14 protein-coding genes are annotated in these 26,625 nt (G+C 66.5%); 9 read left to right on the top strand and 5 right to left on the bottom strand.

The window, feature by feature from the left end; genetic code table 11:
- The first annotated feature begins 50 nt into the window (after positions 1 to 50).
- The 8 genes from ABD213_RS10185 to ABD213_RS10220 all read left to right on the top strand — a co-directional run bounded on the left by ABD213_RS10185 (position 51) and on the right by ABD213_RS10220 (position 17,266).
- Positions 51 to 4,685, top strand: a complete 4,635-nt coding sequence (locus tag ABD213_RS10185; RefSeq protein ID WP_344327641.1) for a DEAD/DEAH box helicase family protein — start codon at positions 51 to 53, stop codon at positions 4,683 to 4,685.
- Between the two features lie 33 nt (positions 4,686 to 4,718).
- Positions 4,719 to 5,288, top strand: coding sequence for a hypothetical protein (locus tag ABD213_RS10190; protein ID WP_344327645.1), 570 nt, complete (start codon positions 4,719 to 4,721; stop codon positions 5,286 to 5,288).
- Complete coding sequence (locus ABD213_RS10195; RefSeq protein ID WP_344327649.1) at positions 5,285 to 6,343, top strand: hypothetical protein; 1,059 nt, start codon at positions 5,285 to 5,287, stop codon at positions 6,341 to 6,343. The genes ABD213_RS10190 and ABD213_RS10195 overlap by 4 nt, the downstream gene beginning before the upstream one ends.
- A gap of 418 nt (positions 6,344 to 6,761) precedes the next feature.
- Positions 6,762 to 9,734 carry a helicase-related protein gene (locus ABD213_RS10200; RefSeq protein WP_344327746.1) on the top strand — a complete coding sequence of 991 codons (2,973 nt, stop codon included), beginning with the start codon at positions 6,762 to 6,764 and terminating at the stop codon, positions 9,732 to 9,734.
- Positions 9,731 to 12,577 (top strand): class I SAM-dependent DNA methyltransferase, encoded by a 2,847-nt coding sequence (locus ABD213_RS10205; RefSeq protein WP_344327666.1) that lies wholly within the window; start codon positions 9,731 to 9,733, stop codon positions 12,575 to 12,577. The genes ABD213_RS10200 and ABD213_RS10205 overlap by 4 nt, the downstream gene beginning before the upstream one ends.
- The gene (locus ABD213_RS10210) at positions 12,574 to 14,169 is read left to right on the top strand and encodes a hypothetical protein (RefSeq protein ID WP_344327671.1); all 1,596 of its coding nucleotides are present in this window, start codon (positions 12,574 to 12,576) and stop codon (positions 14,167 to 14,169) included. The genes ABD213_RS10205 and ABD213_RS10210 overlap by 4 nt, the downstream gene beginning before the upstream one ends.
- Positions 14,170 to 16,059: a DUF262 domain-containing protein gene (locus ABD213_RS10215; protein WP_344327673.1), complete on the top strand. Its 1,890-nt coding sequence runs from the start codon at positions 14,170 to 14,172 to the stop codon at positions 16,057 to 16,059.
- The gene (locus ABD213_RS10220; protein WP_344327675.1) at positions 16,049 to 17,266 is read left to right on the top strand and encodes a hypothetical protein; all 1,218 of its coding nucleotides are present in this window, start codon (positions 16,049 to 16,051) and stop codon (positions 17,264 to 17,266) included. Before ABD213_RS10215 ends, ABD213_RS10220 begins: the two co-directional genes overlap by 11 nt.
- Here the strand turns inward: ABD213_RS10220 and ABD213_RS10225 are convergent.
- Entirely contained in the window at positions 17,250 to 18,776 is a 1,527-nt protein-coding gene (locus ABD213_RS10225; protein WP_344327677.1) for an ADP-ribosylglycohydrolase family protein, read from the bottom strand. The genes ABD213_RS10220 and ABD213_RS10225 overlap by 17 nt on opposite strands.
- A gap of 23 nt (positions 18,777 to 18,799) precedes the next feature.
- Positions 18,800 to 19,651: an ARPP-1 family domain-containing protein gene (locus tag ABD213_RS10230; protein ID WP_344327679.1), complete on the bottom strand. Its 852-nt coding sequence runs from the start codon at positions 19,649 to 19,651 to the stop codon at positions 18,800 to 18,802.
- 99 nt (positions 19,652 to 19,750) lie between these two features.
- On the opposite strand from ABD213_RS10230, the gene ABD213_RS10235 reads away from it, so the two are divergent.
- Positions 19,751 to 20,440, top strand: a complete 690-nt coding sequence (locus tag ABD213_RS10235; RefSeq protein WP_344327681.1) for an NrtR DNA-binding winged helix domain-containing protein — start codon at positions 19,751 to 19,753, stop codon at positions 20,438 to 20,440.
- A 27-nt stretch (positions 20,441 to 20,467) separates the two neighbouring features.
- Here ABD213_RS10235 and ABD213_RS10240 read toward each other — a convergent pair whose 3' ends face one another.
- The 3 genes from ABD213_RS10240 to ABD213_RS10250 form a co-directional block, all read right to left on the bottom strand.
- The gene (locus tag ABD213_RS10240; protein WP_344327683.1) at positions 20,468 to 21,925 is read right to left on the bottom strand and encodes an SIR2 family protein; all 1,458 of its coding nucleotides are present in this window, start codon (positions 21,923 to 21,925) and stop codon (positions 20,468 to 20,470) included.
- Positions 21,926 to 21,993: 68 nt separating this feature from the next.
- Positions 21,994 to 22,935 (bottom strand): PGN_0703 family putative restriction endonuclease, encoded by a 942-nt coding sequence (locus ABD213_RS10245; protein ID WP_344327685.1) that lies wholly within the window; start codon positions 22,933 to 22,935, stop codon positions 21,994 to 21,996.
- Positions 22,936 to 23,060: 125 nt separating this feature from the next.
- On the bottom strand, positions 23,061 to 26,546 hold the full coding sequence (locus ABD213_RS10250) for a TM0106 family RecB-like putative nuclease (RefSeq protein WP_344327687.1): 3,486 nt from the start codon (positions 26,544 to 26,546) through the stop codon (positions 23,061 to 23,063).
- Positions 26,547 to 26,625: the final 79 nt, after the last annotated feature.

Consider the following 26,625-nt stretch of genomic DNA (forward strand, 5'->3'; position numbering starts at 1 on the left):
GTCGATGACAACGCCACCGCTTGGACCAAGTCTTCGCCTAGGCTGCCGGCGTGGAACTCTCGGGGGCGCTTGGCGCGGACTGGATCGGCACTGACGGCGAGATCGCGAAGATCGTGCGCGAGCAGTCCAGACGGTGTCTCGAGACCTACGCTGCTGATCCGAACCGGGTCAAGGAGGACTACCGCAACGAGCGTCGAACCGCAGAGAGTGGCTACGCGGTCAAGCAAGTGCATGAGCTGGTGCAGAACGCGGCCGACGCGCTGACGGGGACCGACGGGCGGATCGAAGTCGTGCTGTCGGCGGATTGCCTCTACGTGGCGAACGAAGGTGCAGCCTTCAACCGGGCGGGCGTGGAAGCGGTGATGGCGGCGCACCTCTCGGGCAAGGGCGAGGAGGAGATCGGCCGCTTCGGTCTCGGGTTCAAGTCCGTGGTGATGGTGTCGAACTCGCCTCAGATCTTCAGTCGGAGCGGGTCCTTCGGGTTCGATCTCGAGGAGTCGCGTCGGGCGATCGCGCGGATCGTCCGGAACGCCGAGGGATATCCGCTCCTCAGACTCGCGAAGCCTATCGATCCGCGAGAGGCGGCCGAGAACGATCAGGTTCTACGGACCCTCATGGGTTGGGCGACGACGATCGTGAGAGTGCCTCTGAAGAGCGATCGCAGAAGGCTCGCAGCCGATCTGGAGACCTTCCCCTCCCGATTCCTGCTCTTCTCCCCGCATGTGACCAGCCTAGAGCTGACAGACCTGGAGGAGGACCTCACGTTCACCCACTCGCTCGAAGAGCAGCATGACCAGATCTTCACGCTGAAGTCTGGCTCGAAGCGAGAGGAGTGGGCGGTTGCCCGTGCGAAGGTGCGGCTCACCGAAGCGCAGAGTCGCGACATCGGCGCGATGAAGAAGGGCGACGAGGTCGTCGTGCAAATGGCGGTTCCGCGGTCAGGCCAGTCCAGATCGATCGGTGAGTTCTGGGCGTACTTCCCGACTGTGGACCGAACCTCGCTCCGAGCGATCGTCAACGCCCCGTGGAAGCTCAGTCCCGACCGGATGCACCTTCAGGAGGGTGACTACAACGCCGAGTTGCTCGAAGGGCCCGTGGCCGACCTGTTCTCACGGCTGTTGCCGACGCTTCACGACCCGGCCCGGCCGGCAAACGTCGTCAACCTCTATCCGGGACGATTCGTCGAGCGAGAGAAGCTCAGCTGGGCTGACGGGCTCGTCAACAACGCTGTGGCGGATCGACTGAAGTCCATTCCGTCTCTCCCTGACACGTCAGGAGCCCTTCGGATTCCCAACACCTTGAAGATCCATCCGGAGGTCGTCTCGGATCGGCAGGGCCCACAGGAGGCCCTATCGAAATGGGCGAGTCTGCAGCCGCAGCCGCAGGGATGGCTCCACCCCGACGTGGTTGCATCGAAGGATGCACGCGCCAAGGCCCTTCGCCTCGCTGAGCGGACGAAGTTCGCTTCACTTCGCGAGTGGCTCGAAGCGCTCGTCGGGCCACCGACGGTCACCGGCTCGGCATCGGCGATCGACGTGTTCGTGGCCTTGGGTCGCCATCGGACCCGGGAAGCCGAGGACGCTCGGATCGTCTTGGACGAAGACGGATCGCTCTGCCCGGTGAGGCCGGGCAAGATCTTCCTGCGCACGACCGACGAATCGTCACCCCATTCCTTCGTCCATCCAGAACTAGCGAGCTTGCCTCGCGTCGTGGAACTGCTCCGCGGCTTGGGAATCGATGCACTCGACAAGGCTGGGGAGCTCCGTGCGGTGCTCGGCAACACTGAGCTCGCACGACTGAACTGGAATCACGTGTGGGCTCTGGCGCGTGGTTGCTCCATCGATGCTGCCTTCCAGATCATGAAGGATGAGCTGCCGGCGGACCTCGACATGTCAGTGAGAGTCCGGAACGCTGCAGGAGACTTCGTCCCGGTGCGCCGAGCGTTGCTGCCGGGACCGGTGCTGAACGCGGCGAACGACAGGACTGACGCGAAGTTCATCATCGACCTGGGCTTCCACGCGAACGATCAGCAGCTGCTCGCCCGCCTTGGAGCGGTCGCAGCTCCCCGTCTCGTCGAGCAGGAGACGGTCGAACCGTGGCTGGCCGCGTTCGTCGACAAGATCCGAGATCGGTATGCCACGCAGGTGGGCAAGCCGGGCCTGAATCGCGAGAGGATCGAGGTGACTGTCCCGCGCGTGCCGTCGCCCATCCACATGTACAAGGAGCTCAGCGAGCGCGGCAAGCTCGCCATGACTACGCATCTCCTTGACATCGTCGAGCCGGGAGGGTGGTCCGTCTCGCATCGTGAATTCGGTGCCATCAAGGTGAAGGACCCAGTCGCCGAGATGATTCGCGAGGTCGGCATCGTCGAGACGTCGATCGGCCCCTTCCCACTTCGTCTGAGCCTGGGAACGGGTGGTGATGCCGACCAGCAGGTCATGCCGCTCGTCGATCTCGAGGAGACGGCTCCCTGGGTCGAACTGCCGTCGTCCCGAGCCGACCTGACGGCGGAGGCATGGGAACTTCTCTTCGAGCACTGCAGGGACTGGGAGCTCTCGCGTCGAGAGCGGCTCTACGCCTGGGGTGCAGAGGTGGGTGCAGTGGCGCCCAGTCGGCTCTTGGTGAGGCACGGAACTCGCGTCTCCCTGGTGCCACGCGGCGAGGTCGCGGTAGCCATCGACGACGAGGACGTGCGATCTCTGCTGGACCAGCAGTTCGCAGTCCTGCAGGTGCGCGAAGAGATCGACCGCGACAATCTGATCGAGGCGTGGTCGCTCGACGACGGTCGGCGGCTCCTGGACCAGAACTTCGTTTTCCAGGCCAGCGGTCCGTCCGAACCCATCGAGGACGTATTCCCCGCGGTGATCCGGATCAGACCGGACCTTTCCGGATGGGAGCTGCAGCCGTGCACGTCGATGGCGCTCGAGGTGCTCACCCAATCGGGGATGCGTTCTCGTACCATCTCTCGGCGTGCCGAAGACGGCGTCGTCTACGTGACTGCAGAGGATTCAAGGGACGTACTCCGGAGCGTTTCGCAGCTGATCCTCGTCGAGGAGCCGCTGACCGACAGAGACATCGACGAGATCCTGACGGCGAAGCGCGACGCGGCGATCCAGGCTCGGATCGACGAGGTGAATGCCGCCGCGACCGTGGAGGAGAAGCTCGTCGCCCTCTTCGGAGCAGAGACACTCCGCAAGCATGTGCCCGCTCCAGCGCTCGCCTTCATCGAGGATCAGACCGGTTCGACGGTCGTCGGAGCCGAGCTCGGACGGGTCTTCCTCGCGGTGCACGGCGTCTCCGCGCTGAAGACACTGAAGATGCAGCTGAGCGAGTTCGACCCACCCAAGAACTGGGTTGGAGGCTCGAGAGTCCGTCAGTTCGTGTCCATGTTCGGATTCCCTCCAGAGTTCGCCGGCACCCCGCCGACGCGCCGCGACCCTTCGTTCTCGATCGCAGGGCCCACCACCTTGCCGCCGGCTCACCCTTATCAGCAGACCACCATCGAGCGGATTCGCCGCGTTCTCGTAGGCGAGGGGCACGCCCGTGGGATGGTTGGTCTCCCCACCGGTGCGGGAAAGACGAGAGTCGCCGTCGAGGCGATCGTCGGGCACATGAGCGAGCATGCAGACGAGATGATCGTGCTGTGGATCGCCCAGACCGACGAGCTGTGCGAGCAGGCAGTCGAGACCTGGTCCTATATCTGGCGAGCCATCGGGCCCGACGCGGATCTCTCCGTGGGGCGGCTCTGGGGCGGGAACAACGTGGAGGAGGTCACTGGCAACGTCCTCGTGGTCGCTACTCCAGACACGCTTCGAAACTGCATCTCCAAGGAGTCCTACGCCTGGCTCTCCGAGGCACACCTCGTCGTGACCGACGAGGCACACCATGCGATCGCGCCTACGTATACCCAGATCTTCGAGTGGCTCGGGCGAACCCACGCGAATGTCGACGACGTGACGCGGCCGATGATCGGCTTGAGTGCGACCCCCTTCCGTGGCTTCGACCAGCAGGAAGGGAAGGCGTTGGCGCGTCGCTACGCATCCCACCGTCTCGACGCCGGCGTCTTCGGTGATGCCCAACCTCATGAGTATCTCCAGCGGGAAGGCATCCTTGCCAAGGTCTCGCATCGGGTACTCGGCGGTGTCGAGGTGCAGATGAGTCAGACGGAGCGTCTCCACGTGCAGGAGTTTCGTGCTCTCCATCCCGACGTGGAGCAACGACTCGGCGCGGATTCCGAACGCAACCGCCGGATCGTCGAGTCCATCGAAGGCCTGCCGAACGACTGGACGGCGATCCTGTTTGCGACGTCCGTCCAGCATGCACAGGTACTTGCCTCACTGCTCACCTACCGTGGGGTGCCGGCAGCTGCCATCTCCGGTGAGACCGACCGTTCGGTCCGACGCCACGTGATCTCCGAGTTCAAGGCGGGCCGCATCCGCGTGATCACGAACTACGGTGTACTGGCGCAGGGATTCGATGCTCCTGCGGTCGAGGCGGTCTACATCACTCGGCCCACCTTCAGCCCGAACCTCTATCAGCAGATGATCGGCCGCGGGCTCCGTGGCCCAGGAAACGGCGGCTCTGAGGAGGTGTTGATCGTCAATGTCGAGGACAACTTCGAGCAGTTCGGTGACCAGCTCTCCTTCCACGAATTCGACTATCTCTGGAGGGCGGCCGGCCGATGACCGAGCGAAGCGCCGAGTCGAAGCGGGAGTGCCATGCCAGCTCATGAGGTCGGAGGGGTGCGGCTGCTGACGTCGGAGCTCGCGGCTCGCGAGAGTTCGGTATCGGGCGCCGATGGCCAGGAGCACCTCGCATGGATCGTCCCCGCTCTGGTGGTCGGTCCTCGTCAGACGATTCTCGAGGTCGAGATCCGGCGATGGCAGGACGCCGGTGAGGTCGTGACGTCCAGCCGCGGCGACAGCCATCCCTACTTCCAGCGCCTCGTCCAGGGGTGTCGGTTGGGGATCGTCGAGAAGGACGATGGAGGACCCGGTGTGTCGATGGTGGGCCACGTCGTGTGGGACGCAGAGAAGGAATGGGGGACGGTGAAGAAGGCCGACCTCTCGGACCTCGATCGCGACCTTGACGGTGATGCCAAGCGTTCGATGTTCGGCTGGGGTGTCGAGTCCATCGGCACCCGGGCCGAGCTGTGGGGGGACACGAGCAAGCGCTGCAACTACCTCGAGGCGCAATTCGACCCGGATGACCCCATCCCGCCACTGGCGATCTACGTGCTGACCCGGGTCCTGCCAGTGCTCGCGGCCGTCGACAAGGCCATGCGATGATCCGGCCGATCAAGATCCATCTTCCGTCCACCTTCGGCATGGGGGAGCTCATCGCGGCTCAGTCGACGGTGCTTGCGGCGCTCGGCTGGGATCTCGGGATGAAGTACGACGCCTACATGCGTCCTCGCCGCGGCAACGGCTGGCTGGAGGATCTGCGGCAGCAGCGGTGGGAGGAGACACGTCAGAACCTCTACAAGTTCAAGCTGACCTTAGTCGACCCCTCTTTCGTCATCACCGAGCCGCTGAAGAACTCCGACTCGCCCCTTCGTGCGTGCCTGCCCAAGCAGAGCGGCTTCTACGACCTGCTCGAGACGGCGTGGAAGATTCGCAACGCTGCGCAGCACTTCGATCCGCCGATGACCTCTGACCTACTCCACGGGCGCGTCAAGGCGCTCGGGAATCTTGCCCACCAGGCCGGCCTGCCCGTCGCGCAGGAGTGCAAGATGCTTCTCGAACGCTTGAACGCCATCGGGCAGGGACAGGTCGCGAATCCCTCGAAGGTGTTGAGCGAACTCCAGGAGCGACTCGCGGCCGAGAAGGAAGCAGCCAAGGACCTCGCGATCCAGGTCGCGGAGCTCCGCAAGGACCTCTCGACCGCCGAGGCATCGACGGGGTCGCCCGAGCAGGACCAGCTCCTCGAGGAATTGGAGAGCCTGCGAGAAGCCGTCGTCGTTGCCGAGGCGGAGAAGGTGCTTGCCGCGGAGAGCATGAACGCGACGTCGGTCGCCATGCACGTCGCCTCCGCAGAGCTCCGACGCGTCGCAGACGACGGGGTGTCGTCCCTCGAACCAGGCGACGATTGGCCGGGAGCGCCGGGCTCGCGGATCTTGCGCCTCATGCCGCACGTCGGCGATCTCTACGCCCCGGCTACCGAGGAGCTGCTGTCCGACTCGGTTGGACGCGCATCGATCGACGCCGTTGCTCTGTGGCGGCAGTTCATTCCGCACGGGGGAGTCGTGCACCTCAACGATGCTGGGCAAGCGTGTGCGCTCGTCGGGGCGAAGTACCTCTTTCTCGGCTCGTTGGACGACCTTGACCCGCTGGGTGCGACATGATGACGAGACTGTCCGGAAGGGCAACGAAACGTTCGAGCATGCCCCTAGGCTTGCCTTTCGACTGGGAGAAGACATGCCCGACATCTTCGACAACTTGACGAGCCAGTCGGAGATCGGCCCGGCGCTTCGCGGTGCACTGGCGGCCTTCGACAGTTGCGACGTCGCGACGGGCTACTTCGACCTCCGTGGATGGTCGAGCTTCGCAGAGACCGTCGACGCCAAGAGCGCCAGCCGCGACGAGGGCGCTCCTGCCACGGTCCGCGTCCTGATGGGCATGGTGATGCCTGCCGATTCCGCAGCGATGCTCTCGGCGCTGCAAGACGCGGTCCAGCCCCCGCCCTACGGCGCGGACATCATCGACATCTCGAAGGCTCGTTCAGCCAAGGACTCACTGGTCAGGCACTTGCGCACACAGCTCATGCGAGGGCTGCCATCGGAGGCAGAGCGGAAGACTCTCCAGCAACTCAAGGCCCAACTCACGACGGGCGCCGTTGAGATGAAGGTCTTCACCTCGGCACCGCTACACGGAAAGACCTACATCTTCCACGCGCCCGGCAATGCCTTGGCGCAGCGTCGTGCCTACGTCGGGTCGTCGAACATGACGAATGCAGGCCTATACAACAATCTCGAGCTCAACATCGACGTCACCGACAACGACGCCACCGGGAAGCTTGCGACCTGGTTCACGGATCGCTGGGACGATCCATTCGCTCTGCCAATCACCGAGGAGATCATCGAGCTCATCGAGGAGTCCTGGGCATCGGAAGCGCAACCCACCCCCTACGAGGTCTACCTCAAGGTCTGCCACGCCCTCTCTGAAGACGCTCGCGAGGGGATGGGGTACGTGCTTCCGCCGTCGATCGAGAACCTGCTCCTGGAATATCAGACGACAGCAGTCCGCACGCTTGCGCGTCGAATCGTCCGCCGAGGCGGAACCATGCTCGGCGACGTCGTCGGTCTCGGCAAGACCCTCACCGCGATCGCCACAGCGCTGATGCTCGAAGCCGCCGAGGACTACACGACCCTCGTGCTTTGCCCCAAGAACCTGGAGCACATGTGGGAGGAGCACCTGGAGAAGTACGGCCTCGTGGGCGCACGCGTCATTCCGTACTCGATGGCAGACAAGAAGCTTCCCGAACTCAAACGCTTCCACCTCGTGATCTGCGACGAGTCGCACAACCTGCGGAACAACACCACGAAGGCGTCCGAGGCAATCAAGGACTACGTCCGCCGCAACGGCTCCAAGGTCCTGCTGCTCACTGCGACTCCTTACAACCTCGCGTTTGCCGACGTCGCCAACCAGATCGGCCTCTACATCGAGGACGACGACGACCTCGGCATCCAGCCCACGGCCGCGATGGCGAAGGACCCGACGCTGATCGACAAGGTCGACGGCAAGATCACCACCCTTGCCGCCTTCCGAAGGTCGGAGGAGCCCGAGGACTGGAAGCGACTGATGAGCGACCACCTCGTCCGGCGCACCCGCTCCTTCATCAAGCGCACGGCGAAGAAGGAGACCGTCACGCTGGCAGACGGCAAGGTCGTCGAGCGTGAGTATCTCCAGTTCGCGAACGGCACGCGGTTCCACTTCCCGACGCGTGTGCCCAGCCCGCTGTGGCACGAGTTCGCCGACGATGACCCCGCCCTTCTCATGGAGGACGAGACCACCCTCGACGCGGTACGGGACCTCACGCTGCCGCGCTACCGTCTTGCCGACTACGACGACCCGAAGGCGCCGCACAGCGACTCCGACACGAAGATCCTTGCCGCCATCCGCTCCGGTCGCGGCAACGTCAGTGGATTCGTCCGCATCGGCCTCTTCAAGCGTCTGTCGTCGTCAGGGCACTCCTTCATACTGAGTCTCCAGCGCCAGCGCGCTCGCAACGAGCTCTTCATCTATGCCATCGACAACGGGCTCGATGTGCCGCTCGGCAGCTTCAGCGACCACCAGTTCATGGTCACCGACGAGGACGTCGAAGAGGACCACGGCGGCTACGGGAGCCTGGAGTCGCAATACAAGGAGCTCAAGCGTCGCCTGCCCGCGTCGACGAAGTGGCTGGGCACCCAGGTCTTCAAGAAGACGCTGCGCAAGGACCTCGAACGGGACAACCGCATCATCACCGACCTGCTCGACAGCTTCGGGACCTGGGACCCGGCCAAGGACTCAAAGATCGACGCCCTCGTCGACCTGCTGCGTGGCAAGCACAAGGGCGACAAGGTCCTCGTCTTCACCGAGTACGCCGACACCGCCGTGTACGTCGCCGAGGCACTCGAGACGGCCGGGATCGCCAACGTGGGGCTCGCCTCCGGCGATTCCGAGGACCCGTCGGCACTCGCCCGTCGGTTCTCGCCCGAGAGCAACAAGCTCCCCGGTGATGAGGAAGACGCGACTCCGGTCGATGATCCCATCGACGTCCTCATCGCCACCGATGTCCTGTCCGAGGGCCAGAACCTCCAGGACTCACATGTCGTGGTCAACTACGACCTCCCGTGGGCGATCATCCGGGTCATCCAGCGGGCCGGCCGCGTCGACCGCGTCGGCCAGAAGTCCGACACCGTCAACATCTACCTGATCTCGCACAAGAAGGTGGAGGACGCGATCCAGCTCCGCCAGCGAATCCGCCGCCGCCTTGGCGACAACGCGGCAGCGTTCGGCTCCGACGAGCGCTTCTTCGGTGACGACAAGGAAGTCAATCTCCTCGACGACCTTTACAAGGGTGTGGTCCCGGGCGAGGAACAGTTGGAGCAGGACGAGGGCGAGGCCGACGCGGTGAGCGAGGCGTGGCTCGTGTGGTCGAGCGTCAAGGAGCACAAGCCCGAGCTCGCGGGCCGGGTGCTCAAGATGCAGGACATGCTCCACAGCACCCGCGACCCCTACGACCACGAGACCAAGTCCGGGATCACCACCTTCGCCAGCACCACCTCCGGTATCGACGCGTTCGCCGCATCGTTCGACAACGGCAATGGCGACCCCGTCGAGCGGTTGCTCACTCCGCTGGAGGCCCTGCACATCTTCCGAGCCCAGGAGTCGACCCCAACGGCGCCTCTTCGCGAGGATCACTTCGCGCGCGAGGTGAAGCTCGTCAAGGAGAAGCTGACCACCGAGATCGTCACCGCCGGCAACCTCAAGGGCGCACGCAAATGGGCCGTCGAACGCCTCGGCGGAACGATCTTCGGAGCGGACGCCAGCGCGGCACTCGCTGCCATGAACGATCGGCCCCTCACGGAGTACGCGAACATCCGACTCCGCCAGGCACGCCGAGCCAAGTACACAGACCAGGACCTAGCCGACCTGGTCAAGCAACTGCATGACGAGGAGCGCCTCGTCATCGGAACCACCGAGAAGGATGAGATCAAGATCGTGTGCTCGATCGGGGTGACACCGCGATGACCGACAAGCTCATCGCCAAGGCCGAGGAAGGCAAGTACGGCGACCTGTTCCGCCTCGACCTGTATTGGGGCGCACCGAACCACCCGCCCATCGAGGTCGACCTGGGAGACGGGTTCAAGCTCACTGCGACCAACGTCTCCTCCTACCAAGGTGTCCGCGTCTGGGAAGTCCCCGCGCTGCCCGGGTCCGCCGCGGAGGCCAAGATCGACCAGGCTATCTCGAAGACCTCGACCAACCGGCTCGTGATCTTCCACGACGACGACAAGCAGGTCTGGCGCTGGCCCTCACGCACTACCCGGGGCTCCGGCGTCATCTCGCGACCCGCTCGCCACGTCCACAAGGCGGGGAGCAACGACCCCAAGTTCGTCGCGAAACTCGACGCCATCCGGCTCCCCACCGACGTCCAGATCGACGTCAACGAGTTGCTCTCCCGCGTCCGGGGCGCTTTCGACGTCGAGACCAAGAACGAGACCAAGCGCGCATCGAAGCTCATGGCTCAGATGTACGCCGCGGTCGAGAAGGGCTACGCGCCCGGCGTCGACCCGAAGAAGCGCGATCACGAGATCTCCGTGACCCTGGCCCGTGTCCTCTTCCTGCTCTTCGGTGACGACACCGAGATGTGGAAGGACGCGTCGGGCGAGCCGCTGCCTGACCTGTTCCAGGACTTCATCAAGGACCACACGGAGCGCGACGGTTCCGACATCGCCGCACGCCTCAATGCACTCTTCCGTGCCCTCGACACGGCCCCCGGTGATCGAAAGGGGCTCGCGCCTGAGTTAGCAGCGTTCCCGTACGTCAATGGCGGCATCTTCGACGAGAAGATCACCCTGCCAGACCTCGACATTGACTTCCGCAAGGCCATCCTCGACGCGAGCGCAGTCGACTGGTCAGCCATCAGCCCGGCCATCTTCGGCTCGATGTTCCAGTCCGTGCGTGACGCGCGGACGCGACGTGAGCTCGGTGAGCACTACACGTCTGAGGAGAACATCCTCAAGACACTGAACCCGCTCTTCCTCGATGAGCTGCGAGCGGAGTTCGATGGCGCCGTCCAACGCGAGACCGCTCAGAAGCGAATCAACGCCCTCAATGCGCTGTGGAAGAAGCTCGGCGACATCCGCTACATGGACCCCGCATGTGGCTGCGGAAACTTCATCATCGTTGCGTACCGAGAGCTCCGCGACCTTGAACTGCGCATCATGGATGCGCTGGCGAACAATCAGCAGGGCGAAGACGCCACGACGCTCGACGCAGACTGGACGCACCTGCTCAAGGTCACCCTCGACCACTTCTTCGGCATTGAGATCGACGAGTGGCCGGCCCGCATCGCCGAGACGGCGATGTTCCTTATGGACCGCCAGTGCGATCTGAAGATGAAGGAGCGGTTTGGTGTCGCTCCGGAACGCCTTCCGATCCAGAAGTCGGCGAAGATCGTTGTGGGGAGCGCGCTACAGGTCGAGTGGGCGCAGGTTGTCGCGCCAGGGCCTTCAGTCATCGTGGCGGGCAACCCGCCCTTCTTGGGACACAAGGAACGGAGCAAGGCACAGGGCGACGAGCTGAAGGAGGCTTGGGGCACATCGTCTGTACAGCACCTCGACTACGTGACCGCTTGGTACGCCAAGTCATTGGCGTATTTCGGGACTCTGGACGGGCTTTGGGCCTTCGTGTCGACTAACTCGGTTACGCAGGGTGAGGGGGTTGCGCCACTCTTCCGGGCGATCCTCGACGCGGGCTGGAAGATCAAGTTTGCCCATCGCTCCTTCAAGTGGGAGTCGGAAGCGACCGGTGCCGCTGCCGTGCACGTCACGATCGTCGGGTTCGCGCGCACCCCTGGCAGCGTGCGTCTCTTCGACTACCCGACTGGGCGGGCCGCATCTCCAGTCGAAGTCTCTGCGACGAACATCAGCCCGTACCTGGTCGATGGCCCGAATGTCCTCGTGGACGCCAGCCGCACCGTCCTCAGCCCTTCCTTGGCTGAGTTGCGCGCGGGGTCGACCCCGATCGACTTCGGCTATCTGCTCGTGGAGGAGAAGGACCTCCCCGAGGTTCGAGCCGATCCGATTGCCGCCAAGTTCCTTCGTCCCTACTGCGGCGGCAAGGAACTCATCAATGGGCGTGAGGCATGGTGCCTTTGGATGGATGTGCCAGGCGTCAAACTGAGCGACCTGACGAGCAGCCCGATCCTCGCAAAGCGCATCACGTCTGTTCGAGCTGAGCGCGAGTCAAGTGCCCGTGTTGCCACGCAACGCCTCGCAGGGACGCCCCACCTGTTCGGTGAACGACGACAGCCGAGTGCTGACTACCTTGGAATCCCCCAGACCTTCAGCGATAGTAGGCCATTCGCAACGGCAGCGCGGGTGCCCTCCAGTGTCATCGCATCGATCAAATTGTTTACGCACCCTGACCCGGACGGCTTCCTGTTCGCGCTCATCTCGTCGTCGATGTTCATCACGTGGCAGAAGACGATCGGTGGAAGGTTGAAGTCAGATCCGTCGTTCTCAAGCAGTCTCGTATGGAACACCTTCCCGGTCCCAGCCGTGAGCCCAGCAGAGCGGTCCCACGTCTCGTCTCTCGGCGGTGAGATCCTCGCTGCCCGCGACGCGCATCCAGGCAAGACTCTCGCCAATCTCTACAAGCCCGATGCAGTCCCAGACAACCTTCGGTTGGCCCACGCGAAACTTGACATCGCAGTTGACGCACTCTTCGGACTTGGGCACGACCACGAAGTCACTTCTCTTGAGCGTCAAGAGACGTTGTTCGCAAAGTACCTTGATCTCTCGTCAGGTCTGTTGGCAGATTCCAAGAAGACTGCCGCGGCTCGCAAGAGAGCGACCAAGCGGACGTGAGCAGGTTCTCGATCGGCTCCGCCACCCTGCTCGTCCCCGACCACGGTGGCCGTGAGCTCCAGGTGACCGACTTCGGTGGCGAATTGCACGATGCCTGGGAGATGCCGGCGGTCGTCGCTGCTCCGGATGGTCTCCTGATGGAGATCGCCTACCAGCGGTGGGATGGCGCTGGTGCCGTCGTGGCGCTCAGCCGGGGCGACAGTGCTCCGGCGTATGACCGTCTGATCCGCGGTGAGCGGCTGTCGGTGAAGGCACGCGAGGACGGCGCTGAGCATGTCGTGGCCGATCTGCTCCAGTGGGACCCGACCGAGGGGCCGAACGGCTGGGGCAGCGCGAAGAAGGCGACGCCCGAGGAGCTCGACTCGACGCTGGGTGCGTCCGCCGAAACCCTGCTCTTCCAGGCCGGCGCACTCGACTTCGGAACCCGGGCGAAGGTGCTGGGGACAGGAGCAACGCCTACAAGAACCGGCTCGCTGTCGTGTTCCCGGGCTACGAGCCGCTGGGCCGCTCGCGGTGTACGTGCTGACTCGTGTCCTGCCGATCGTGAAGGCGAGGCTGGCGTCATGATCCCTCGCGTAGGCACTGCGCTTCCGGTTGACGGCTCGTTCGGCGAAGTCATCAAGGGCACTCAGACGATGCTGCGCGCCTTCGGGTGGGACCTCGGCAAGTTCTACGACGACAAGATGCGTCCCCAGTTTGGTGATGACTGGCTGAAGAAGCTCGTCGAGGTGCGCAAGCAACAGCATCCCGACGTCCCCATGTACAAGAAGGTCCCGAACCTCTGGGACCCCAACTTCTGCGTGAACGAGCCAGCGAAGAACACAGACTCGCCGCTCAAGCAGTGTCTCGGGCCGATGCCGCTCGACGTCTGGAGCAAGTTCAAGAGCATCCCCTTCAAGTTCCGCAACCGCGAGCAACACTTCGACGAGGTGCCTGCACTCGAAACGCTGCGTGCTGACGCGGAGCTGATTCGCGATGTTGCTTCGTTCCTGGGGCTTCCCGTCGCTGAGGAGGCTGCTGAACTCATCGCGCGGGTGGACGACCTCGAGGGTGGCGCCGTGTTCGGCGCTGCGCCGGACGAGATGATGGCCGAACTCGCGAAGGAGCTTGAGGAATACCAGGCCAAGCACAAGGCCCAGGCGGCGGAGGTTGCCAAGGCCCGCGCCACGGGCGAAGCGGCCAAGGCCGACGCCCAGGCCGCCGCCAATGAACTGGCTGTCATGGCAGAGACGATCGCCGGCCTTGAGGCGGCGCTGGAGGCCCAGCGAAATGCCCAGCGGCGCAGCTTCACCGATGAGTACCTCGACCTTGCGGCCGGGGACGTCTGGCCCGCGTCACCGCCGACCCGGACACTCCGTTTGCTCGGACACGTCGGTGACCTCTACGACCCCTCTACGACCGACTTGCTGTCGAATGAGTACGGACCGATCGCGGTCAAGGCGGCTGAGCGTTGGCGTGAGTACCTCCCGCACGGCGGCAATGTTCACCTGAGCCGAGTCGGTCAGGCCGTCGCTCTGGTGAACGGCACCTGGACCTATCTCGGCTCACTCGACGACGGGTCGGCCGATGACCTTCTGGACGAGGTGGTGTGAGTGGAAGCGAAGACCTGGGCGCTCGGGGAGATCCTCAAGCCTGAACGCCGCTACATCATCCCGACGTTCCAACGCAGCTACGAGTGGACCGAAGAGAAGCAGTGGCGCCTGCTGTTCGCTGACCTGGTTGCCACCGCTGACAGGCTCTTCCAGCGGCGGCTCTTCGCCAAGATGACCGACTCGCAACCGGACGAGGCGTCAGTCTCACCGCACTTTCTCGGGGCGATCGTCTGTGATTCCTTGCCTTACCCGGCAGGTGGCGTCGCCCTCAGATCCGTTATCGACGGGCAGCAGCGGCTGACCACGCTCCAGCTCCTGCTCCGCGGGCTTCTCGATGTCGTTCAGGAGGAGGACGTAGATGGTGAGCTGAAGGGCAAGGCCAAGTCCCTGTCGAAGATGATCAGCAACGACGAGGACAGCGGCGCGTCCCCTGAGGACGTCTACAAGCTGTGGCCACGCAGGGACGACCGGGTGTTGTGGCCGACGGTCATCGCCGATGAGATCCCGGCGTACGGCAAGAGCGATCACCTGTACTTCCAGGCTCGCCGCTACTTCGCCGAGGCCGCTCGCGAATCGCTCACGGAGGCGGTCGGGGAAGAGCGAGTCGAACGCGTCCGCGCGCTCGTGGACGCCGCCGACACACTCTTCAAGCTCGTCGTCATCGACCTGGAGAAGAACGATGATGCCCAAGTGATCTTCGAGGTCCTCAACGGTCGACAGACGCCGTTGTCCGCCTCCGACCTCGTGAAGAACCTGATCTTCCTGCGTGCGGAGTTCGCCAAGGCCGAACACCTCGACGAGATGTACGACCGCTATTGGGCTGGCTTCGACGACCCGTGGTGGAAGAAGAAGGTCGGCACCGGCCACGCCGCACGCGGCCAGCGGGACGTGCTTCTCTCGGTCTGGCTCACCGCCACCACCGCGACCGACGTGTCCGTTGGGAATCTCTACGGCGAGGTGCGCGCCTACCTTGACCGCGAGAAACCGAAGACCGAGGAGCTGCTTGCCAGTCTCAAGGCGTTCGCGGAGGCGTACCAGGAGGTTTACGCCGAGCGCCACGTCGACGACCAGGTGCTGCGTCAGGCGTATGACAATCTGATCAAGCTCGGCAACCTGACGGCGATCCCGCTCCTGACCTGGCTCCGAACCCTCCCGGAAGCGTTCCTCGGCGCAGACGAACATCGCCAGGCCGTGCAGGCTGTCGAGTCGTTCACCGTTCGAAGGATGATCGCGGGCTCGGGCTGGGGTACGCGAAACTACGGCCAGATCTTCGTCAAGGTGATGGTCGACGCCAAGGCCGCACCGCAGGGCGGCGTGCGAGACGCCATCGTTACCGTGCTCGACGGAGCTGGCTGGCCCACCGACGACGAGCTGCGGACCGCCATGCTCGGCAACAACTTCTACGGGCAGAACCAGAAGCGCCAGCGACTCGTGCTGGGCGCGATCGACAGCCGCCTTCGCGCTGACGACCCCAAGCAGGCGCCGGCGGCCGTCGACTACAGCAAGCTCCAGATCGAGCACGTCCTGCCAGACAAGTGGGAGACGCACTGGCCGCTGGACGAGACCCTCGACGAGGTCGAACGGATCAAGGCGAAGGACGCACGCAACCTCGCCAAGAACCGGATCGGCAACCTGACACTGGTCACTCAGCACTTCAACGGCTCGGTCTCCAACCTTGGCTGGGCCGACAAGCAGCCGGAATTCGCCAACCAAAGCTCCATCCTGCTCAACGTCGGCATCGCCGCGGTGCCGCAATGGGGAGAAGCGTCGATCGAGGAGCGCGGGAGCGCACTCGCTGCGGTCGCAGCGAAGGTCTGGCCGTCGGCAGAAGCGCTCGGCCACGTAGTGCCGGCTCCAGAGGTCGGGGAGGGAGCGCCTGATGGCGGATGAAATCGAGCTCGTGAGTGACGGCGACGGTGTCGTGCTCGCGGGAGCTGCGTCGGCGATCGAACGCTTCCTCAACCAAGCGGGTCTCTTGGAGCAGGCTCACGAGTTCAACCTCGGCAGGCTCAGCACTGTTCTCAAGGCCGGAGCCGACACCGTCACGACTGTTTCCGGCGTCGTGGAGCAGTCCGCGATGTACCTTAAGCTCACGCCCGAGTCGGCGAAGCGGCTCAAGGACGCCGGCGGTCTGATGAAGACCAAGACCAAGGGCATCAGTCACGCGATGCTGGGCGAGACTGGCAAGAAGTCCCTCAAGTGGCTCCAGGTAGACGACAGCCCTAGTTTGCTCCTGTCTAACCCGGCGCTCCTCTCCGGCCTGGGCGGCCTCATGAGTCAGTTCGCTCAGCAGTCCGAGGCCCACGAGCTGAAGGCTTTGCTCCTGCGCATCGATGACAAACTCGATGACGTCCGCCGTGCGCAGCGGGACGGCGTACTCGCCAAGATGACAAGCGCAGCCGCAGCCATCGACGAAGCCATGATCATCCGTGCCCAGGGCGGCGATCCGAAGACACTCTGGGACAAGGTCAGCGGAGTCTCGAACACGATCCTCAACGTGCAGGACGATGCGCTCAACGCGCTACGCGCGCTTGCCGACAAGGTCGAGGGCAAAGGCAAGACCGGCGAGTTGAAGCGAGCGGTCCGGGAGATCGAACGCGAGGCCGCCGTTCAACTCGCGATTCTCGCTCGTTGTTTCGAGCTACAAGATGAGTTCCGTGTGGTCGAACTCGACCATGTTCTTGCAACCGCCCCGGAGAACCTCGAAGGTCACCGGCTCGGCGTTGCCGCCGCACGAGAGAAGCGGCGAGCAGGCGTCATCGACAGCACGAGGCGCCTGATGTCGAGGTTGGATGCGGCCGGCGGCATCGCCAACGACAACATCTTGCTCCACGCACGTGCCGCGCGCTCCGTGATCGACTCTCTCAACGCCACGGCCGAAATCGTCGACGACTTCCACGCCCCTCTCGGGATCGAGTCCGTCCGCCGTCCGCTGGATGCCATCCCTTGGCGCGAGGCTGTCCGCGACCCGCGGCAGCGGCGGACCGCCGGTAAGGAAGCCGGTCAGAAGGCGCTGGTGGCTGGTGGCACGGTTGCCACCGTCGCCGCCACCGGCTACGCGATGGTCACGAAGAACGGTTTCAGGCCCAGATCCTAGTTCTGACGCAGTCAGCGATTCCTTCGGCCTGGGCAGAGTTCGTCGGCTTCTCTGAGAGCCTCTTCAGGGCTAGACGGAATCCGCCGTTCGGCCGTGCCACCGGCAACACCCCGCACACCGCCTCGATTGCCTCCTCCAGCCGAACCCCCAGCAACATCGCGTACGCGATGGCGACGGTCGGGGTGCGCGAGTGGGACGCGACGCAGTGCAGCAGCACTCTCTTGCCCTCTGCGCGCAGGGCCGCGACGGTGCGGGCCGCGTCGACGATGACGAAGTCGAGGTTCGGGTTGGCGGCCGGGTCGGGGAGGTCCTGCAGGCGGAACGTCACCTGCTCGATCCCGGCGGGCACCTGCTCGGTGCCCGTCAGGCACAGCGTCACCACCGCGTCGACGTCGCCGGGGAGCCGGTCGAGCTCGGTGGCCGAGGCCATCCACACGCCGTCGTCGTAAGGGTGGCGTGCCAGGGCGGGGCGGCCGTACTGCAAGGCCGTGTAGTCGATGTGGCAGACGACTGGCCAGCCGTACTTGCCAGTCTCGCCGTGGTGCGCGGCGAGGAACGCCAGCCGCTCCAGCTCGCGGGAGTCGACGCCCGGGTAGCCGTGCAGGATGCGGCGCCACTCCGCGGGGACGGCGCTCATGCCCCAGCGTGCGCCGAGCAGCGCGCCGGCGATCGACGCGACGGTATCGGTGTCGTCGCCGACGTGGACGGCCGCGCCGAGCGCATCCACCAGGTGCTCGCACGGCTGGCGATCGCCCACCGGGATCTCGGTCGAGACGATGGAGGCCCACGCGGCTTGCAGGGCCGCCACCGCCCCACCGTTCGGGCGGAACGTCGACGCCGGGCGGCTCTCCGCCAGCGACAGTCGATCGGCCCAGACGGAGCGTCGCTCGTCGGAGAGGTGAGCCAGACCGCGCCACGGGTCCAGCTTGCCGGTGAGCACGGCGTGGCGGATCGCCAGGCACCAGATGATGCACGCCTCCTGCGCGTCCTCGTCGGGGTGCGTCAGAGCGCCCACCGCCCGGACGGCCTCGACGAGCGCCTCCTCGTCGTCGAGGTAGGCCAGAGCGACGGGGGAGGTGCGCATCAGCGAGCCGTTGCTGCCGGTTCGTCCAGTGCGGGCGTGGCGTGCCCGAGCGGCCGCGGTCAGGGCCGCACCGCTCGGTCCGGGGCCGGCCGCGCCGAGCACGGCACGGGTGTTGATCCCGACGTCTGGCGGGGAGGTCGCGAACCACGCGGCGAACTCTGAGGCCACGGCGTCGAGACCCTCCTCGGAGCGCAGGTCGCGCCCGGCTGCGGCGGCGCGCAGGACGCCCATGGTCATCGCGGTGTCATCGGTCCACTCACCGGGGGCGAAGTCCCCCAGACCGCCGCCGATCATCCGCGGCGTGTCGCCAGGCGCGAGGCGGGCGCAGCCGAACTCGTAACCGGCGCCGAGTGCGTCACCGACGGCTGCTCCGAGGACGACGCCGCAGGCGCGGTCGACCTGCGCGGGGGAGAGGTGAATGGCCATGGTGATCCCTTCGTAGTGCATGGTCAGGCGCCGGCGAGCGCGAGCTCGTGGCGGGGGTTGAACAGGGCCCGGTGGGCCGGGAGGCTGTCGTGGTCGAGACCGCTGGCGATCACGTACTCGTCGCGACCCTCGATGGACCAGCCCGCTCCGGCGGCGTCGGTCCGGCGGGTGGTGACGCGGTCTGCGCGGTCGAGGAAGCGTCGGGCGCGGCGAGCGGGGGTCGCGACGGCGGGCAGGTCCAGGGCGTCGAACGCGGCGGACCTGATCAAGGAGTCGAACTCGCGGCGGAGCAGCGCGTCGTTGCCGAAGACGTCGACCGACATCGGCTGCCCAGCGAGACCGATGAGGACGCCGATCTGCCCGGGCAGCGGAGCCAGGCCCCCGATCAACGGTCGGATGCTTGCTCCCGCGCGGTCGTCGTGAGCGGTGAAGGAGCAGGTGGCGGTGGCGCCTCGACGAGCCTCGTAGCCGCGAACCCGCGACCAGACCGCGTCCTGCCGGTTGCCGTCGACGCGCAGCCCGGCGCGGATGCGCAGGCTGCCCCGGCGGCGCCCATCGCGGTGCGCGCCACCGCCCCCCCAGCGACCTTCCTCGATGCACACGACGTCGACGTCGACGGCGCCGAAGCGATCGATGACCACCGAGCGCGCCACCATCCGGTTCTGCCAGCCGCCCTCGAGGATCTGGCCCTCGAGGACCGCCACGGGGTGCGGCGCTCGGTTCACCACCCGCAACCGACCCACGGTGGGGCCGCTCGGCTGCTCGGTGACCATCAGGTCGTCGGCGGCCGCGACGGCCGAGATGTGCTCTCCCCAGATCGGGAAGACGGTCAGGGCGCCGCGGGTGGTCCCGTGGCCGACGTGAAGCTCCTGCATGGTCACCAACTCCTCTTTGAGCGATAGTGCGCTAACTCGATGACTCGATCGTAGAGCCAGGTCCTGACACTTTCAGCAGAAGTCGTCTAAGTTGGTCTCGTGGTTGACCTGTCGCGCTTCCCCCGTCCCAACGTCGCGGTCGACGTCGCCGTGCTGTCCGTCGTGCCGCGAACGCGCGAGGCGACGGATCGCGCTCTCGCCGTCCTGGCGCTCGAGCGTCGCGAAGAACCCGCGGGACTGGCTCTGCCCGGCCGATTCATGCGACCGGGGGAGAGGGCGGCCGACACGCTCTCCACGGCACTGCGCGAGAAGGCCGACGTCGACCTCGCCGGACGCGAGCCCGAGCTCATCGGCGTGTTCGACGCCGACGAGCGGGACCCCCGCGGATGGACCGTCTCGCTCGGCCACGCCGTGGTGCTTCCCACGACGACGACCTCCGGCCGGTGGGTCCCGGTGGACGAGCTGCCGAGGCTCCTGTTCGACCACACGGCGCTGGTGCGCGACGCCGTCGCGAGGACGCGGGCACGCTACGAGCTTCGGCCCGACCCCGACGGTCTGATGACCCAGGCCTTCACGCTGGCGGAGCTGCGACAGCTCCACGAGGCGGTGCTGGGCGCGAGTCTGCAGCGCGACACCTTCCGACGTCGCATGGAGCCGCTGCTGGTCCCGCACGTCGACGACGGCGTGCACACCTCACGCAGCAGCGGTGGTCGTCCGGCACGGCTCTGGACCGTCGCCCCGACGGACGCGCTGCCCGAACGCGTCCGGCTGCCGCGCACCCGTCGCTGACCAGCGACCCGCTGCGGGACCGTCGACTCAGTCCGGCGGGGTCGCGCCGAGCTCCCTCAGTGCTGCTCTCAGCACCGCCCATGGGCCGTCGTCCGCGGGGAGGTCCGCATTCAGGTCCCGCGCGAGGCGAGCGACCTCACGGTGCTCCGGCGGCAGGAGACCAGCGAAGCGTTCGTCGAGCAGCCACGAGGCGTCCCGCGCCGCGTGCACGGCGACGCGATCGAGGAACAGCCGGATGACGCGCGTGCCCGGTCCGAGGTCGCTCACCGACAGGTCGAGCCAGTGCAGCTGGTCCTGCCACAGCGACGCTCTCGCCGCATCGCCCCGGACGTCCAGGACCGTGCCGAATCGCCCGGTCGCGGCGGCCTCGTTGACGCGGCGGTACTCCTGCACCTCGTGCATCAGCCTGATGACGTTGTCGTCGGACATCGACAATCCAACGAACAGGGTGTGCCGCGTCAGGAGGAGTGACTGCAGCAGCGACGCCGACGGCCGATTGGCGGCGTCGTAGCGCACCATGTGGTGACGGGTCAGCACGCTCTGGTCGGCGTGGTCGACGTCGCCGTGCAGCTTGAGGATCCAGCGCTCGTTGTCGACGGCCGACTGCCACGGGAGGACGCTCGTGATCCCGCGTCCCGTTGCCTCGACAGCGCGCTCGAAGAGCAGGTCGTAGTTGGTGGTCACGACCTCGTGCGCGTCGAGCCCGGCGAGCAGCGCGTGCAGCAGGGAGGGCCGGTGGTCGCCGGTGAATCGTGCAGCGACGTCCGCCTGGAACGTCTTCGGAGCGTGCTGTTCGATCAGGCCGGCGACGTCAGTGGCGGACAAGCCCGCGGTCTCCTCGATGAGGTCGGAGATGTCGTAGAGGTCGGCGAGCTGTCCGAGCAGCGTGGTCCACGTGGGCAGTCCGCTCGGTGCGGAGACGCCGGCGCCGGTGAAGAGCGCGAGACGTCCGCGCGCTGCCAGACCACCCAGGTCGCGTGCCGCATTCTCGAGCTCCGGCGGCAGGACGCTCGGCCCACCTCGTCGCAGATGCTGTGCGGCCGCGTAGACCGAGGGGTCGGGGGTGACGACGGCGACGTCGAGCCCGAGTCGACGGGTTGTCGACGCGAGGCGCTCGAGAAGCCTCCGCAGGATCTCGCCGCGGTCGTCGCCGAACCCGCCTCGGCCGATGCCGACGACCGGCACGGCAACGAGCGGGGGCGTCGCCGTCGCGTGGTCACGAGAGATCGCCGACCGGAAGCGCTCCAGGCAGTGGTCGATGCGATCGAGGACGACGTCGTACGTCGCCTCGATGCTGACTGCGGCGACGGGAACGTCCGCCGGCACCAGCGCCCACCCGTCCGACATGTCGAGCGGCGCGTCCTGGCTGAGGCTGAGCCCGCGCCAGGTCTTGCCGACGAGGCCGCGGTCGTCGGTCACGATCACGGCGCCTTGCCACGTGAGGTCCTCCAGACGTCCGTGAACGACGAAGACCGTTCCGCTCACGCCGGTCACGCCTTCGCCTCCGGACGACATCTCCAGGGGGTCTGGGGCTGCTCGACCACGCGGGACGCTCAGTCCCCGGCCGGCGGGTTCTGCTGGCTGGCCCACTCGTCCGGCCGCTGATGGTCGACGTAGCGGCGACGGAAGGTGCGGGACCACCCGGCAAGGCTCTCGATGCCGTCGGCGGCGTCGAGGATCGACTCGATGGTCACGAACCTGAGGCGGTCGGCGCGGGCAGGAGAGAACTCGGCGCGGACCGCGTCGACGGTCGTGCCGGCGGACCGGTCGTCGGACAGCGCGACGACCGCCACCGACCCGCGACCGTACTCGGCCGAGCCGTCCGCCGCGGCCGCGAGCAGCGTCGTGCGCCAGAGCTGGTTCGTGGCCGATGCCTTGAGTCGGTCAGCGGACTCGGCGGAGACGAACCATCCGGAGTCGCTGGTCACCTCGCGGTAGCGCGGACGGTCGTAGTCCTTGCGGCTGAACGGCTCGGTGTACTTGGTCTCGATCCCGACGAAGCGACGCTCGCCGTCGGCCTCGTAGTGCACGACGGCATCGAAGGCGCTGTGATCACCGAGGCGCAGCGCCGGCTCCGGTGGAGCCCACTCGCAGACGATCTCGCGGATCGCCGTCGCCTCGGAGTCGAACAGGCTCCGGAAGACCTCGAGGAACTCCGGCTCGGCCCGCATCGCACCGAACAGGTTGAAGCACATCGGCATGCTCGACAGCATGTTGTGGAACAGGCGAGGCACGCTCAGCGTGCCGCCCTCGGCCTGCACCTCGACGGCCCGCTGCTCGGCGTGAGCGTGGGCCTCGGGGTGGATGAAGTTCAAGGACCTGTCCCGCTCGACCTCGGACGGATCGAGGTAGCTGCCCAGAGGCTTGTACTCGCGATAGTCGCCGGCCGAGGCCTCCATCACGACCTCGCGGTACCAGGATTGCAGGCGCCGGTAGCGCGCGGTCCGCGCGTCCTCGTTCTTGGGCAGCAGCCCCTCGGTGTCCCAGGTCGGCATGGTGGGGTTCCCCTCGATCGGTGGTCGGCCCCGCTCGGTGCGGGCCGCTGGAGCCGTTGCGGCTGCGGCAAAGATACGACTCGTAGCGCTTGTGGAGGCGGGTTTGCGCGAAGATCCGTCCCCGCTCACGCGTCGCCTCCCAGGGGACCGGACGTCAGCCGCAGGAACGAGCCCAGCTCCTCCAGCGCATGCGGCGTCGACGGCAGGTGGTCGGCCAGAGCGGGGGAGTGGACGACGTAGGCCGCCCATTGTCCGCGGGAGACTGCGACGTTGAGGCGGTTGCGGTTCAGCAGGAAGTCCATCCCGCGCGGCGCGTCGGCGGGGGACGAGACGGTCATCGAGACGATGACGACCGCGGCCTCCTGGCCCTGGAACTTGTCGACGGTGCCGACGCGGGTCTGGTCGTGCCCTGCCGCGTCGAGGCGCTTGCGGATCGTCGCGACCTGCGCGTTGTACGGAGCCACGACGATCACGTCGGCCGGCGTCATCGGTCGTCGGGCTTCGGTGGCCGACGGTTGCCACTCAGTCGTCATGAGGTCGCGGACGGTCGCGACCACGGCGTCGGCCTCCTCCACGGAGTGGACGCTGTTGCCGCGATGGTGCACGGCCACCGAGTGAACGCCGGGCTCGACGCCGACGAGCTCCCGGGCGGCGGTGACGTCGTCGACCGCCGCGAGCCTGCCGTCGTAGGAGTGGCGGGAGACCGACGCGGTCAGGGCGGGGTGCATGCGACGGGTCCTCGCGAGGAAGTAGCCTCGCGAGGCAGGCAGCGTCGCAGCACCCTCCATGAGCCACGAAAGCGCGGAGTCGTCGACCGGTTCCGGGTGCGTACCCTGGCTCACCTGCGGCAGCTGCTGAGGATCGCCCAGCAGCAGCAACCTCTGGGTGGCGCGGCCGACGGCGATCGTGTTCGCGAGGCAGAACTGGCCCGCCTCGTCGATCACGACCAGGTCGAGCTCGCCCTCGCCGAACGCCTTCTCGCTGGCGAACGCCCAGGCCGTGCCACCGATGAGGAAGCCGGCTGGCTGTGCTGCGGCGAACGCGGCGTGATCCGGCTTGTCCTTCAAGACGCCCCACGCCTTATCCGAAGTGTCGCCGTTGCGGTTCTCCTTGGCCACGAGCGATGGGTCGAGCCCGGCATCGATGGTCTTCTCGAGGAAGGTCTCGACGGTGGTGTGGCCCTGCGCCACGACGCCGACCCTCCACCCGGCCTCCACGAGACGAGGTACCACCTGCGATCCGAGGTAGGTCTTGCCGGTCCCGGGTGGGCCCTGGACGCCCAGGTAGGACCGGTCGAGCCGACGGACCGCGTCGAGCACGAGGTCGATGTTGCTAGAGGTGATCTCGCCACCGGTGAAGAGACCGTCGACGAGCCGTGGAGCGCGGCGGGCCAGGACGTCCAGCGCGGCCGACTCCGGCAGCCTCACCGGGTCACCGGCGGCAACCGACTCGGCCACGCCACGGATTGCTTGCTCCAAGGGCTTGTCATTTGAGCCGGGCGTCTCAGTGATCGCCATCGGAACCTGCGGAAAGGTTGGCAACTTTCTCGAGATCTTCTGCAGTACCCGCACTTCTACCTGGCCGTTCGTATCTCCAGTGATCGATAGGACCGTCCCCGTGCCGCGGTATGTCCGCACCTGCCCAGGACCGAGCACGGTGTCCGGCGGCAGTTCCTCGAAGAGCAGGTTGACGTTGGCACCTTCTTCGATGGTCGATCCCGGCTCGAGCTCTCCGCGCAGGAGCAACACCCGTCCGAGACTTCGCTTCACCGAGTGCCAGTCCTCCAGCACCGCGACCGGCGCGTCCGCGACGAGCGTGCCGCGGGGGTCGAGCCATTCGTCCACTGCGTCCTGGAGACGGGCGTAATGGGCCCACCAGAAGGGATTCTCCTTCCGGCGGTGGTAGCCGAGGGCTGCGGCCAACAATGCGAGGCCCTGCTGCTCGTCGCTGCGACCCGCGGCAGGGAGAGCAGCAAGGAGGTCGGCAGCAACGGCCGCGACCTCCCCCAGCTTCGTCTGACTCTCAGCAGTGCTCTCCGACTGATCTGTCCCGGAGGATCGCACGAACTGCCCGGTCCACTCGCCGACCTCACGCAACCACTCGAGCAGGCGCATCGTGGAGGTGCAGTCGTAGGCGTTGTAGTCCTCGATCTCCGCACGCACCTCCTGCGCCTCCGCATCGGCCCCCCGTTCGCGCAGGATGCGGTACCGCTCGTACTCCACGATCGAGTCGGTCGCGCTCGCGACCTCGCCACGCAGGGAGTCGCCCATGTAGAGCGGCTCGAGCTTCTTGATGCTGTACGACGGTTGCGAGACCCGCACCGACTGACGCACCGTGGCGTACAGGTCGACGAACACGCCCGCACGCAGGAGGTCGTCGAGGAAGTCCTCACCCAGCGTGTGCCGCACGGTGAGCCGCTTCAGAGCGGTTACCTCGTACGGCGCGTAGTGGTAGACGTGCATCCCCGGGCGTCGCTCCCAACGGTCCTCGAGGAAGGCGAGGAACTCTCGGAGGGCCTCGCGCTCCTCGGCGCGGTCGTCGGCCCACAACCCTGTGAAGGCGCCTGTCTCGCTGCCGTCGTTCTCGACCCAGCCGAACAGGTACTCCAGGCCGGCATCGGTGCCGTCCGGGCCGGTCCAGAGCGGGTCGCCCTCGAAGTCGAAGAAGACGTCACCCTCGTCGGGAGCCGGCAGCTGCTGGATGGGCGCCGCGTCGACGATCTCGAACCGCACCTCACCATCGGGTGCCGAGACCTGCATCCGCGCCTGCGCCGACAGCGTGCGCCACGTCCGCTCCGGCAACCCGGGCACGGTGGACGTCGACGCGGCGAGCTGCTCGATCGTCCCGATGCCGCCGGCACGGAGCCTCTGGCGCTGGGTCCGACGCAGACCGGCGACGAGCAGGAGGTCGCGGTGGGCCTCCACCTGCGCAGCACAGTGATCGCACGAACCGCACTGGGTGAGGCTCTCGTCGTTCCACGCGGCAGCCACGCCCTCGTCGAGGTGACGCGTCAGCAGCGTCTCGAGGTGGCGCCGGCGGTGCCGGTAGACGGCGACGACGTCGTCGAGCGGTTGCTCGTGCATCTCGCCGTTGCCGAGCACCAACCGGCCGACCGGCGAGCGCGGCACGCCCTGCTGGTCCAGCAGATCGGCGTACGCGGCGATCTGCAGCAGCGCCGTCACCTTGGCGTGCCGCGCCAGCTTGGCGTCCCACACCTCGAACCGCCCCTGGTCGTCGCGGACGAGGAAGTCCGCAACCCCCGCGAACCCGCCGTCGGTCAGGACCGCCTGCGCCACGACGTCGACTCCGTCACGCAGCGCGCCGACGGTGAGGTCCATCGCCGCGGCGATCGTGGACGGGGTGTAAGGATCTGGGCGCTCGATCTCGACCACTCTCAGACCGTCCGACCGCAACGACTCCAGCTGGCGCTGCTCGTGCTCGTCGCCGAGCTCGGCGAGCCCCGCCGACATCGCATCTGGTTCCGTCGCCAACGGCGCGATGAGCCCGCGCCGGACGTCGACCTCGCGCAGCCAGCCGAACTCGCAGTCCGCCGACGTCGTCAGGTCCGAGGGGCTCAGGACGAACGTCCCGCCATCGTCGAACATCACCATGGTTGTCTCCTCGTCGGACCCGGAGAGGTCCTGCTCGTGGCGGTCATCATGACCCGCGAGGGGGGCGTGCAGAGGCAGA

This window comes from Aeromicrobium halocynthiae (assembly GCF_039531385.1).
Lineage (GTDB): Bacteria > Actinomycetota > Actinomycetes > Propionibacteriales > Nocardioidaceae > Aeromicrobium > Aeromicrobium halocynthiae.